This is a genomic window from Lichenifustis flavocetrariae, from assembly GCF_026130545.1.
Taxonomy (GTDB): Bacteria; Pseudomonadota; Alphaproteobacteria; order Rhizobiales; family Beijerinckiaceae; genus Lichenihabitans; species Lichenihabitans flavocetrariae.
The window spans coordinates 169,075-180,878 of sequence record NZ_JAMOIM010000012.1; the positions used below are offsets into that span (position 1 = coordinate 169,075).

Sequence of the window (11,804 nt, forward strand, 5' to 3'; positions counted from 1 at the left end):
GCAGCTTGGAGATCGCAAGCGGCGCTTCGGTTCGTGCATAAATCAAGCGGACCGTGTGAAACTCCCGCTGATTGTCGAGCGGGTCGAAATCAAGGCGTTTTGGCCCCTCTTGGCGTGTCCAGACCTGGTTGATTGCCACAAGCCGCTCTGGAAAGGCTCGTTTTCAGCAGCTTCCCGAGTTTTCACACAGTCTGCAAGACTTTCGCAAATTCGCGCCGCATCGGCGTCAGGCGAAAGTATACGGACCGGGAAATGAGCCGATCGGAACAAGGTGTGTGACGAGCCCGGTTTCTTCGGTCCAGTGATGCAGTAGAAATCCAGGCGGCTCGATATAGGATGCCGGTTGCGCGTCGGGCCGCATCTGCAGGGCGATGGCAGCTGTGGTGCTGGGAGCCGTGCACAGGACCGTCTCGCCGAACCGCACCAGCATGAAGCGATGAACGTGGCCGCGGACGATCCGCTCGACAGCCGGATAGCGGCTGACGACCTCGGCAAGCCTTCGCCCTTCGTGGCAGCAATAGGCATCAAGGTAAGGAACATGGGTGGCGAAAGGCGGCTGATGCATCATGATGATTGCTGGCCGGTCCGGTGCTTGCGCCAGAACATTGTCCAGCCAATTTGCTGCGCCTTCGTCGATCAATCCGTGGTGCAAGCCGGGTATCTTCACGTCGAGCCCGATGATGCGAACAGGGCCGTGGTCGTCGATCACGAAATGAGTAGGACCGCTTTTCGGCATGTACGTATGGCCCGAGAATCAAGCCCGGAAGGCTTCCCGATCATCGTGATTGCCGGGGATGACGGCAAGTGGCGGAGTCAGCTCCGCAAGGATGGCGCGCGCCTCACTGTATTCGTCGGCCGTGCCTTCATCGACGACGTCGCCGCTGAGGATGACGATGTCCGGAAGGGGCGACAGCGCGTTCAGCTGCCGGATCGTCGAAGCGAACATGCCGTTCGCGTCGACAACACCCTGATAGAGGACGCCGCGCGGCCTCAGATGCGGATCGGATATTTGAGCGATCAGCATTGCCGCTTTTTCCTATCAGCCATGGAACGCTGTCCCGCCGACTATGCCGTCGAGACCTCGATGTCGTCGTACCGGTTGACCTTAGAGCGATTGCGGTAGGCGTGACTCTCCATGAATGCGGCCAGTTCGGCCGCGAACTCTTCGGACACGCCAATCGTAAGCCGTTCCATCAGGAAGCTGCCTCGTTGCACCTGGGCCTGCGACATTAGGTTCCCATAAACAGCATACAGACAGGAGCATTGCCGACAAGTGAGGCGACTTCAGAACCGGTTGCCTCTACCATGGTGCGAAATTCAAACAGACCGTGTGAAAACTCCCGCTGATTGTCGAGCGGGTCGAAATCAAGGGCGTTTTTGACCCCTCTTGGCGTGTCCAGACATGGTTGATTGCCGCCTCTCTGGACAGGCTCGTTTTCAGCAGCTTCCCGAGTTTCCACACAGTCTGCAAAAGTTACGCATCAGTCAGTCGAACGCTGCTCTCATGATTGCAGTCCTATGCAGATCGTTCCAAGCGCTACGACAGCGCAGGCAGCCACTCGACGCGCTGTCAGGACCTCGCCCAGGAATAGCCAACCAATCAAGGCCGCGAAGACCACGCTGGTCTCCCGTAAGGCCGTGATCGGACCAACTGGGCCGAGCGAGAACGCGGCGATGACGGCGCCGTACGCTATAAGCGATACGACCCCGCCTGCTAGAGCTTTCCAGGTTTCCCTGGTGCGAAGGTTCAGCGTCAGCTTGCCACGGATTGCGACGAAGCTCACGGGCAACAATGTACCGTACAGCAGGCAAATCCAGGTGGCATAGGACAGGGGGTTGTTCGCGGCACGGACGCCGATGGCGTCCACCGTGGAGTAGGTCGCGATTACCAGACCCGTTGCAAGCGCGAAGAGAATGGACGCCGTGCCCGCCCGCGCCTTGCCCAGCGCCAGGCTCATGATCCCGCTCGCGACGAGGGCGATGCCGACGATCGGGAGGAACGCAACCCGCTGTCCCGCCAGTACGAAGCCTCCGAGCGTCACGAGTAGCGGCACGCTACCCCGGACGATTGGGTAGACTTGGCCCAGTTCCCCATAACGATAGGCTGCGACGAGAAAGAGGCTGTAGCCGACCTGGAGGCACGACGAGAGAGTGATGTAGGGCCAAGCCCCGGCCAACGGCAGGGGAAATATGAAAGCGAACGGGATGGCAACGAGCGTCATGGCGGAGCTCATGACGGTCACTGTCCATAGCCGATCCGCGCCTGAGCTTAGGAAAGCGTTCCACGTCGCATGGAGGATCGCTGCGAACAGCGCCAGGCCGATAACCGCTGCGCTCACGGTCGGCGACTCTGCATGGCGATGAGGTCGGTCGCCGCCTGGCGGGCATCACGGACGGCGGTTTCACCCTGCCCCATTTGGGCCAGTAGCGTCGCTCCTTCGAAGAGCATGAAGATCGCTGCCGCAACGCTCTCCGCACGCTGCGTCGGTATCGCAGTTTCCAGGATGCGGCGTAGCCGCTCCTTGAAGCTCATTTTTTGCGCGGATGCTGCCTCGAACACGGGATGGCCGGGAGTGTCGAACTCCGCCAAGGCATGGGCAAAGAGGCAGCCATGGAAATCTGGGCTCTGGAACCAGCGAGCGTACCAATCGAAGATCGTTCCGATTTTCTGCTCAGGCGGTGACTCTTGCGCGGCCAGGACATCGAGTTGAGCTTCGAACCGCCTGCCTCGGTAGTTCAGCACCTCGACGATGAGCCCGTCCTTCTTTGGGAAGTTCCGGTACATCGTCATCTTTGCCACGTCGGCCTCGGCGATGATCCGATCAATGCCGGTCGCGTGATAGCCGTCGCGTTTGAACAGACGGTAGGCGGTTTCGATGACGTGCTGGCGTTTGCCGCCGCTCGGGGTCGGTTCCAATTGCTTCACCATGTGATGAGACAGGTCTGTCTCTTCAATGCGCTCCTTGAGCTAGAGGGTCAAGTCCCGCCCATCCTGTCAGGCCAGCCTCGGCCCCTGTGGTGCAAATCTCAAGCAGGTCGAGGAACTCGCCGGCCATGCTGGCGAAAAGTTTGGCGTAATCGATGCAGCATTGTAGTCCCCCGGCCTCCGCCAGCGCCTGAGTCAGATGGAAGCCGACCTCAGCGATGCAGATTTCGGTCGCGAGCACCGCAGACCAGGCCCCGCGGTCCGTGCCGTTGAAGCTTTTGGGCGCCTGCGGCTTCCAACGGGCGAAGCTCGCATTGATGAAGCGGGCATGGGGCACGCCATGCACCAGCTCCCCCGCCGGCAGTCCGCCGCGTCCCCGTTCCTCGGCATTGAGGCGGGCACTCGTGGCCTCCTCGATCTCCGCCAAGGCCGCCAGCTCGTCCGGATCGTCGACGAGGCGAGACGGGACGGGACGGGATCGCGCAGCCGCGCGGTCGACACCAGCCGGACGGTGCGGCCGAAGATCCAAAACTACAGCACGACACACAAAGCTCACGCATTATTTTAGGCTTGAACTATCTCGCGCGCCGGTCCTTAATCTCTTCGCATTGGAGACCGCGATGCCCGCCACCACCGAGCCCGGATTGAAAGCCGCCTTGCGTCGCAAGCCCGGCGTGGGGGCGTTCTGGTTCGCGCTCGGCGCGCCGGTGCTGGTCGAGATCGCGCTCACGGCGAAACCCGATTGCGTCATCATCGACCTGCAACACGGGCTCTGGACCCGCGTGAGCGTCGAGGCCGTGCTCGGGCTCGACTTCGGCGGCGTGCCGACGATCGCCCGATTGGCCGACGACACGCACACCGCCATCGGGGCGGCGCTCGATGCGGGTGTCGAGGGGGTTCTCATTCCACTGGTCGAGAGCGCCGCGCAGGCGGCGGCCTGCGTCGCGGCCGCGCATTATCCCCCGCACGGGCACCGCTCGGGCGGCGGCATCCGGCCGGTGATCCAGGGGTTTCCTGGCCATGTGGCCGGCGCCCGGGCCCGCACGGCGGTCGGCATCATGATCGAGACGGCGGCCGGGGTCGAGGCCGTGGAGGCCATCGCGGCGACGCCGGGTCTCGACTTCGTCTTCATCGGCACCAACGATCTCGCCATCTCGCTCGGCTGCTTCCCGCAGGCCGACGCGGGGCACGAGGCGGCCTGCCAGCGTATCCTGCGCGCCTGCCAGGCCGTCGGCGTACCGTGTGGGATCTTCACCGGCAATGCCACGGATGCCGCCCGGCGCCTCGGTGAGGGCTATGCCTTGAGCGTCGCGGCGAGCGACCTCGGCCTGGCGATGGCCGGCTTCCCGGCCGCCAAGGCCGCGCTCACCTCCGCGACGGCGGCGGTTTGAGCATGCCGGTCCGTCGCCCTGGCGCCAACGATTTCGGCTCGGCCCAGAGCGGTATCCGGGCGCAGATCCGCGACCTCGACACCGAAAATATCGCCGAACTGGCGGTGCGGGCCCGCGCGCTCGGTGACGTCATCCCGCTCTGGTACGGCGAGGGCGACGACGTCACGTCGGAGCCGATCCGCGCCGCCGCCAAGGCCGCGCTCGACGAGGGGACCACCTTCTACGTCCCCACCATGCGGGGCCTGCCGGCGCTGACCGAGGCGCTCTCGGCCTATCTGACGGGTCTCTACCGCCGGCCCATCCCGGTCGAGCGCTCGACTGTCACGCCCGGCGGCATGCAGGCGCTCTATCTCGGCCTGTCGCTGATCCTCGATCCCGGCACCAACGCGGTCTATCTCGAACCGCAATGGCCGAACATCGCCCGCACGATCTTCATGGCGGGCGCGGAGCCGCGACCTGTGCCGCTCGGCTTCGACACGGATTTCCGCCTCGATCTCGATCGAGTCTTCGCGGCCTGCGACGCCCGCACGCGCGCGATCGTCTTCTCGACGCCCTCGAACCCGACGGGCTGGACGGCCTCGCGGGACGAGCTCCAGGCGCTGCTCGACTTCAGCCGGCGCACCGGTATCTGGATCGTCTCCGACGAGGTCTACGGCCGGCTCTATTTCGAGGCCGACGCCGCACCCTCGATCCTCGAACTCGCGGGCGAGGACGACCGCGTCCTCGTCATCAACAGCTTCTCCAAGGCCTGGGCGATGACCGGCTGGCGCGTCGGCTGGCTCAACCATCCGGCCGGTGTGGCGGCCGAAGTGGCGGCCATGACGCAATATATGAACAGCGGCACGGCCGGCTTCGTGCAGGCAGGCGCCCTTCACGCCCTCCAGCACGGCGAGCCGGTCGTCGCGGCCATCAAGGCCAAGCTGAAGGCCGGCATGGACCTCGCCTATGCCAAGTTGCAAGGCCATCCCGCCTTCGTGCTGCCCGACAAGCCGCGCGGCGGCATGTACACGTTCTTCGCGCTGCAAGGCGAAGCCGATGCCCGCGAGGCCTGTTTCCGCATTCTGGACAAGGCGCACGTCGGCCTCGCGCCCGGATTCATGTTCGGGCGATCGGCCAACAGGTTCCTTCGCATGTGCGTGCTTCGGGACCAGGATCCGCTGCGGCGGGCGCTGGACCGGATGGTTGAGGCTTTTGCTTGAGATCGGGAGAACATTCATGACGTCTTGGCAGCGCCGGTCGCTTCTCGCGGTCTTTATGGCGGCCGTCGTGGCTACGCCGGCCCTCGCGGCCGACCCCCTGAAGGTTGGCGCCTATCCGGCCAATCCCCCCTGGGAGTACAAGACGCCCGCCGGCACCTTCGAAGGCTTCGAAGTGGATGTCGTGAACGATGTCGCCAAGCGCCTCTCGACCACGGCGGACTTCCAGGATTTCGGCTTCCAGGCGTTGTTCGCCGGGATCAGTTCCGGCCGCATCAACATGGCGATCTCGTCGATCACCATCACGCCGGAGCGCCTGAAGAACCAGGCTTTCACGCAGCCCTATTACGACAGCGACGGCGCGATCCTGACCAAGGCGGATTCGCCCGTCAGCACGATGGAGGCCCTGAAGGGCAAGACTCTCGGGGTGATCGCCTCCTCGTCGGGCGAGGCCTGGCTCAAGAAGAACGGCGCCGCCATGGGCCTGACCGATGTGAAGAGCTACAATTCCCAGGACAATCTGATGCTCGACGTCAAGAACGGGCGGGTCGAGGGTGGGGTCGGCGAGGTCGCGGGCTTCCAATATGCCATGTCGAAGACGCCCGGCTACAGAATCGCGGTGCGTATTCCGACCGGCGAACACTTCGCCATCATGCTGAAGAAGGGGTCGCCCCTGCTGCAACCCGTGAACGATGCCATCACGGCCATGAAGAAGGACGGCACGCTCGCGGCGATCCACAAGAAATGGTTCGGCACGGCGGCGGATGCCGGATCGAGCACGCTCACGGCGATGCCGATCCCGGCCGAATGAGGGCGCGAGGACCGTCCTTGCGGGGAGCGGAGCGACGCCGGACCTCTGAATTGTCTCTGTGCGCTCGCCATCATGGAAGTTCAGACTGGAAGGCGATCACCGCATGGATCTGATCAACACCTTCTTCAACCCGGAGGTGTTCGTTCAATCGCTGCCGATCCTCCTGCGCGGCCTCGGCAACACGCTGCTGCTCGGCCTCGTCGCCGTGTTTTTCGGTACCGCACTCGGCATTCTCCTCTGCCTCGGCCGGCTCTACGGGCTGAAACCCGTGCGGATGTTGGCCGTCATCTATATCGACCTGTTCCGCGCGATCCCGGTGCTGGTCGTCATCGTGCTCATCTATTACGCGCTGCCCTTCGTGGGCGTGACCCTGTCGTCCTTCACCTCGGCGAGCCTCGCGCTCGTCCTCGTCCTGGCCGCCTTCACGTCGGAAGTGTTCCGGGCCGGCATCGAGAGTATCCCGGCCGGCCAGTCCGAGGCGGCAGCGGCGCTGGGGCTGCACTTTTGGCAAGCCATCTGGAAGGTGATCCTGCCGCAGGCCATCCGGGTCGCGACACCGGCCCAGACCAGCAATATCGTGGCGACCGTGAAGGACACGTCGCTGGCCTCGGTGGTGGCCATGCCCGACCTTCTGAAGCAGGCGACCGATTCGCAAGCCTTATTCGCCAATCCGACCCCGCTGATCGGGGCCGCCGTGATCTATGTGGCGATCCTCTGGCCGCTGGTCCGGCTCACCGCCTTCGCGGAAGCAAGGGGCCGGCGGCTGCAGACGGCGCGGCAGATTTGAGTTCCGGAAGAAGGAGACATCGATGTCGAGCGATCTTTTGACGAAATTCGCCGCCGCGCTGGCGAGCGGCAGCATCCGCGTGGTGGACCTGACCCAGACCTTGCGGCCCGCGACGCCGGTGATCGGCCTGCCGCCGCCGAACGCCCCCTCGAACCCCTTCGCGATTACCGAGATCTCGCGCTACGACGAGCGCGGCCCGGCCTGGTATTGGAACAACATCTCGATGGGCGAGCACACCGGCACGCATTTCGACGCGCCGGTCCATTGGGTGACGGGCAAAGACTTTGCCGACGGCTTCACAGACACCATCCCGGCGCAGCGCCTCGTTGCGCCGGCCGTTGTCATCGATTGCTCGAACGAGGCCGCGAGCGACGAGCGTTTTACCCTAAAGCCCGAACATATCGAGGCTTTCGAGGCGACGCACGGCCGCATTCCGGATGGCGCGTGGGTGCTGATGCGCACCGATTGGTCGAAGCGCACCGACCCGGCGAAATTCCTGAACATGCAGGCCGACGGACCGCACACGCCCGGCCCCTCACCGGACGCCATCCGGTTCCTGGTCGAGCAGCGCAATGTGAATGGCTGGGGCGTCGAGGCGGTGGGCACCGACCATGGCCAGGCTTTCGCGTTCGAGCCAGCCTTCCCGGCTCACAACATGATGCACGGCGCGAACAAGCTCGGTCTCGCGAGCCTCACGAACCTCGATCAGCTGCCGCCGACGGGTGCCATCCTGATCACGCCGCCGCTGAAGATCGAGAAAGGGTCCGGCAGCCCGCTGCGGGTTCTGGCTCTGATCAGCGCCTAATCTTTTTCAGCCGCGCCAGAGAGTTTCATCATGCCGTCCGTAGACTTCCCCGTCGATGATCTCCGGCGGCAATTCCCGGCGCTTCAGCGAAGCGGCGGTTTCGTGTTCTTCGACAACGCGGCCGGCGCCCAGATTCCGCAGAATGTCCTCGACGCGGTGACCACCCATCTCGTCGATCACAACGTGCAGCGCGGCGGCCGCTACGCCAAAAGCCGGGCCGTCGATGCCTCGGTGGCCGAGGCACGCGACAGCGTGGCCCTGTTCCTCAATGCCTTCGACCCGGCCGAGGTGTGTTTCGGCATGAATGCCACCTCGTTCATCCGGCTGGTCAGCCTCGGTATTGGTCAAGGCCTCGGCCGCCGCGCCGAGATCGTCGTCACCGATCTCGACCATGATGCCAATATCGCGACCTGGACCGCCCTCGAAAGCATGGGTGCGCGCATTCTCTGGTGGCGGATGCGGGAGGGCGGGAGGCTCCATGTCGAGGACCTGCAGCCTCTGCTCAGTGACAGAACGCGCCTGGTCGCCTGCACGGCGGCGTCCCACGCGCTCGGGACGCTGGTCGATATCCCGGCCGTGGCGGAAGCCGCCCATGCGGCAGGCGCCGAACTCTTCGTCGATTGCGTCCACTATGGTCCGCATGGCCCGATCGACGTGCAGGCCTGGGGCTGCGACTATCTCGTCTGCTCGGGCTATAAGACCTTTTCGCCCCACATGGGCTTCCTGTGGGGCCGCTATGACGCCCTCATGGCCCTGCCGACCTTCCGCGAAGACTTCATCCCCGACGCGCCGCCCTTCAAGATCGAGGCCGGTACCTTCATCTACGAAAACGTCGCCGGGATGAGCGCTGCGATTCGCTACATCGAAGCCATCGGGCATCGCACGTCGCCCATATCGGATCTGTCCCGCCGCTCTGCCGTCGTGGCCGGCATGGAGGCGATCCGTGCCTACGAGCAGGATCTCTCTCGCACAATGCTGACGGTCTTGCGCGAGGCCGATGCCACGATCTACGGCATCGACGATCCCGTCCGTGTCGATAGCCGCGTGCCGACCTTCTGCTTCAACCTACCCGGCCGCGCACCGCAGCACGTGACGGACGACATGGCCGCCGCGGGCTTCGGCATCCGCGACGGTCATATGTACGCCCCGCGCCTCATGAAGCGCCTGGGACTCACCATGGATCGCGGCGCGCTCCGGGTCTCGCTCGTCCATTACAACACGATGGAGGAGATCGCGCGGTTCGGGCTTGCTCTCGGAGCCACCCTCGGCCGTTGAATCGCGACGCGCCGGCCGGTCGTCAGGCGGGATGTGTCCAGAGGCGGGCATCCCGGCGCACCGGCCACATATCGTGTCGCGCGGCCAATTGACCGCGATAGAGCGCCTCATAAGCGGCGTCGTCCACGGCTTCCATGGCCGGGAGATCGGCCGCGATCCCGACCTCATGGTAGATTTCGAGATTGTCCAGGTCCGGCACCGGCAGGCAGCCGTCCTCGAAATCGCGCGCCATCTGGCGGTAGAGCCCTTCGAGATGCGACACGAGGCGCGGCGTGTCGAACAAAAGCGACGTCCGGACCTCGGCCAGCCTGCGCCTGTAGGACGCGATCAGGCTTTTGTCGCGGCCGCACGCGATCGCGCGTTGCACATATTCATCGGCCGTCGCGCAGACGAGGTCGCTCAGCCCCGCTGCGGTGACCAGGCTCGCACAGACCCGGGACGCGAAGCTGCGGCCGATCCGGGTGAGGATCGGCACGCCCATCCAGAGCGCGTCGGCGGCCGTGGTGTGCGACCCGTACGGGAATGTGTCGAGGAACAGATTGGCCAGCACATAGCGGGCGACATGCTGCGGGTTGGCAGCCTTCTCGGCGAAGATCAGGCGCTCGCCCGCAACGCCGTTTCGCTCGGCCACGGCGCGGAGCCGGGCATTGGTCTCGTCCGAGCCGGTCAGGAGCCACAGCACGCTGTCCGGCACATTCTGGAGGATCGTCATCCAGCGCGTGAACGTCGCCTCGTTGATCTTCTGCATGCCGTTGAGCGAGCAGAACACGAAGCCCGTCTCCGGCAGACCGGCGGACTGCCGGGTGGGGCGTTCCGGCGCGACCACGCGTTTGCGGTCGTTCGGCTGGTAACACGGAAGCCGAAGCACCTTCTCCGAATAATACTTCTCGGCCTCTTTCGGGATGATGATGTCGTCGGCGATCAGATAGTGATGGTAGGGGCTCCCCATTGTGGCGGGGAAACCAAACCAGTTGACGATGATCGGGGCAGGTCGCAACGCGAAGACGGCCGTGCGGGCATCCTTGGTATAGCCATTGAGGTCGACCAGGATATCGATCGCGTGACCCTTGATGAGGGCCGCCGCCTGCTGATCGCTCATTCCGGTCAGATCGTGCCAATGTTCGACGGCGGCCTTGATGCGGTCTTGCGTCGAATCCGGCGACGAGATCCCGCAATAATAGGCGAAGACCTCGACGGCTTCGCGATCATGCGTTTCCATGACGTCGGTCATCGAGAAGCCGACCGCATGCTGGCGCAGGTCTGACGAGACATAGCCGATGCGGAGGCGTCCGGGCCGGCGGGTTCCTGGCGTCACCTCATGCCGAAAGGCGCGCGGTTGGGCCGGGACGGCCACGCTGGTCTTGTTGTAGCGATAGCCGGTGGCGAGCTGCAGCATCGGGTCGTCGGTGTAGCAGGCCATGGAGAGCGGTGAGATCGCGGCGCGCAGCGACCGGATCTTCACCCGCCCCCATTCCTGCAACACCGGCCATTTGCATTGTTTCTGGCGTAACGCGAACCAATGCTGGGCGACATCGTCCTGGTGTGGGTCGATTTCGAGCGACTGCTGCAGGATATTCTCCGCCGCGCTGTCGTTCTGGGCCACTTCGAGCACGCGGCCGACCTGCTTCAGGCTGGTGGTCTTGAAGTCGATATTCTCGCCCGTGAGGGTCGGGAAACTGTCGATGAGGGTGGTCCACACCGTAACGGCTTCACCCGTGAGGCCGAGCTTCTCGAGCTGACCGCCGAGATTGATGTAAGGGGGCCAGAAATCGGCTTTGAGCCGGATGGCATCCCGGAAGGCATTGACGGCGCCGGAGATATCCGACCGCTCGGACAGGGTGGCCCCGTAGTTGAAACAGGCCGCATAAGAGAGGGGATTGTTGCCGTTATAGGCAATCCAATGCTTGTACAGATCGATCACGAGATCGAAGCGCTGCAGCTCTTTCAGCTGCTCGGCCGCCGCGAACAAGGCCCCGAGATCGAGGCTCTGGGTTCGTGTTCGTGCAAGGGCTTGGTCGAAGATTCCCTGGGGGACATCCGGCACGGCAGGCGAAACAAGCATCACGTCGAGTCCGTTCTCGCGAAGCCCGGCGTGCTGACCGCATGCATCTCAGTGCGATGCAGGCAAGAAAATATCCGGGCACAGCCTTGACTGTGCCCGGATACGGTTGATGCTTAGTGAACGATCGTGAAGAGCGCGTTCGATTGCGCGGTCGTCATGCTGGCGATCTGCGTCGACGTGAAGGCATTGCCTTGGGTCGAATTCATCGCCGAGATGTCGGTCGTGCTCACCGCCGTGATCTGCGATGTGCTGAGGGCCGAGATCGCCGAGGTGCTCAGCCCGGTCACCTGCGTCGTAGTCAGGAATGCGATATCGGTCGTGGTCAGGCCGGGGATCTGAGTTTTTGACACCGCGTTGATCTGCGTGGTGGACAGCGCTCCGACCTGCGTCGTGGTCAGGGCGCCGAACTCAGTCGAGGTCAAGCCGCCGATCTGCGTGGTCGTCAGGCTGGCCACTGTGGTTGAGGTCAGGCTGTTCAGCTGCGTCGTCGACAGGGCGCCGATCTGCGTCGCCTTGAAGCCCGGCAGCTGGTTCGCCGTGCTCATCGCCGT

12 protein-coding genes and 1 pseudogene are annotated in these 11,804 nt (G+C 64.2%); 6 read left to right on the plus strand and 7 right to left on the minus strand.

The genetic code is table 11. From position 1 onward, the window contains the following. Nucleotides 1-226: 226 nt before the first annotated feature. From M8523_RS36585 to M8523_RS18545, 5 genes and pseudogenes are all read right to left on the minus strand, one after another. Nucleotides 227-1,024 (minus strand): annotated as a pseudogene (locus tag M8523_RS36585) (phosphodiesterase). A 41-nt stretch (nucleotides 1,025-1,065) separates the two neighbouring features. Further along, on the minus strand, nucleotides 1,066-1,230 hold the full coding sequence (locus tag M8523_RS18530) for a hypothetical protein (RefSeq protein ID WP_282586378.1): 165 nt from the start codon (nucleotides 1,228-1,230) through the stop codon (nucleotides 1,066-1,068). A gap of 272 nt (nucleotides 1,231-1,502) precedes the next feature. Further along, nucleotides 1,503-2,339 carry an EamA family transporter gene (locus tag M8523_RS18535; protein WP_282586379.1) on the minus strand — a complete coding sequence of 279 codons (837 nt, stop codon included), beginning with the start codon at nucleotides 2,337-2,339 and terminating at the stop codon, nucleotides 1,503-1,505. Beyond that, nucleotides 2,336-2,929 (minus strand): TetR/AcrR family transcriptional regulator, encoded by a 594-nt coding sequence (locus M8523_RS18540; RefSeq protein ID WP_282586380.1) that lies wholly within the window; start codon nucleotides 2,927-2,929, stop codon nucleotides 2,336-2,338. Before M8523_RS18540 ends, M8523_RS18535 begins: the two co-directional genes overlap by 4 nt. Before the next feature lie 22 nt (nucleotides 2,930-2,951). Further along, nucleotides 2,952-3,455, minus strand: a complete 504-nt coding sequence (locus M8523_RS18545; protein WP_282586381.1) for a hypothetical protein — start codon at nucleotides 3,453-3,455, stop codon at nucleotides 2,952-2,954. A gap of 91 nt (nucleotides 3,456-3,546) precedes the next feature. Between M8523_RS18545 and M8523_RS18550 the strand changes: the two genes are divergently transcribed. The 6 genes from M8523_RS18550 to M8523_RS18575 all read left to right on the plus strand — a co-directional run bounded on the left by M8523_RS18550 (nucleotide 3,547) and on the right by M8523_RS18575 (nucleotide 9,191). Continuing rightward, on the plus strand, nucleotides 3,547-4,317 hold the full coding sequence (locus M8523_RS18550; RefSeq protein WP_282586382.1) for an HpcH/HpaI aldolase family protein: 771 nt from the start codon (nucleotides 3,547-3,549) through the stop codon (nucleotides 4,315-4,317). Nucleotides 4,318-4,319: 2 nt separating this feature from the next. Then, nucleotides 4,320-5,516, plus strand: coding sequence for a pyridoxal phosphate-dependent aminotransferase (locus tag M8523_RS18555; protein WP_282586383.1), 1,197 nt, complete (start codon nucleotides 4,320-4,322; stop codon nucleotides 5,514-5,516). A gap of 16 nt (nucleotides 5,517-5,532) precedes the next feature. Beyond that, a complete protein-coding gene (locus M8523_RS18560; RefSeq protein ID WP_282586384.1) occupies nucleotides 5,533-6,324 on the plus strand; it encodes an ABC transporter substrate-binding protein in 792 nt (263 codons plus the stop codon). 103 nt (nucleotides 6,325-6,427) lie between these two features. Next, nucleotides 6,428-7,111 (plus strand): amino acid ABC transporter permease, encoded by a 684-nt coding sequence (locus M8523_RS18565; RefSeq protein ID WP_282586385.1) that lies wholly within the window; start codon nucleotides 6,428-6,430, stop codon nucleotides 7,109-7,111. Nucleotides 7,112-7,133: 22 nt separating this feature from the next. Beyond that, nucleotides 7,134-7,916, plus strand: a complete 783-nt coding sequence (locus tag M8523_RS18570) for a cyclase family protein (RefSeq protein ID WP_282586386.1) — start codon at nucleotides 7,134-7,136, stop codon at nucleotides 7,914-7,916. 30 nt (nucleotides 7,917-7,946) lie between these two features. Then, complete coding sequence (locus M8523_RS18575; protein WP_282586387.1) at nucleotides 7,947-9,191, plus strand: cysteine desulfurase-like protein; 1,245 nt, start codon at nucleotides 7,947-7,949, stop codon at nucleotides 9,189-9,191. Between the two features lie 22 nt (nucleotides 9,192-9,213). Here the strand turns inward: M8523_RS18575 and M8523_RS18580 are convergent, their stop codons facing one another. Continuing rightward, nucleotides 9,214-11,253: an O-linked N-acetylglucosamine transferase, SPINDLY family protein gene (locus M8523_RS18580; RefSeq protein WP_282586388.1), complete on the minus strand. Its 2,040-nt coding sequence runs from the start codon at nucleotides 11,251-11,253 to the stop codon at nucleotides 9,214-9,216. A gap of 113 nt (nucleotides 11,254-11,366) precedes the next feature. Then, on the minus strand, nucleotides 11,367-11,804 hold a 438-nt coding region (locus M8523_RS18585), incomplete at its 5' end, for a hypothetical protein (RefSeq protein ID WP_282586389.1).

Excerpts from the sequence above, each read along its gene's own strand:
- M8523_RS18530 (WP_282586378.1), bottom strand. The coding sequence starts at position 1,230 with ATGTCGCAGGCCCAGGTGCAACGAGGCAGCTTCCTGATGGAACGGCTT.
- M8523_RS18540 (WP_282586380.1), bottom strand. The coding sequence starts at position 2,929 with ATGGTGAAGCAATTGGAACCGACCCCGAGCGGCGGCAAACGCCAGCAC.
- M8523_RS18550 (WP_282586382.1), top strand. The coding sequence starts at position 3,547 with ATGCCCGCCACCACCGAGCCCGGATTGAAAGCCGCCTTGCGTCGCAAG.
- M8523_RS18555 (WP_282586383.1), top strand. The coding sequence starts at position 4,320 with ATGCCGGTCCGTCGCCCTGGCGCCAACGATTTCGGCTCGGCCCAGAGC.
- M8523_RS18560 (WP_282586384.1), top strand. The coding sequence starts at position 5,533 with ATGACGTCTTGGCAGCGCCGGTCGCTTCTCGCGGTCTTTATGGCGGCC.
- M8523_RS18565 (WP_282586385.1), top strand. The coding sequence starts at position 6,428 with ATGGATCTGATCAACACCTTCTTCAACCCGGAGGTGTTCGTTCAATCG.
- M8523_RS18570 (WP_282586386.1), top strand. The coding sequence starts at position 7,134 with ATGTCGAGCGATCTTTTGACGAAATTCGCCGCCGCGCTGGCGAGCGGC.
- M8523_RS18575 (WP_282586387.1), top strand. The coding sequence starts at position 7,947 with ATGCCGTCCGTAGACTTCCCCGTCGATGATCTCCGGCGGCAATTCCCG.
- M8523_RS18580 (WP_282586388.1), bottom strand. The coding sequence starts at position 11,253 with ATGCTTGTTTCGCCTGCCGTGCCGGATGTCCCCCAGGGAATCTTCGAC.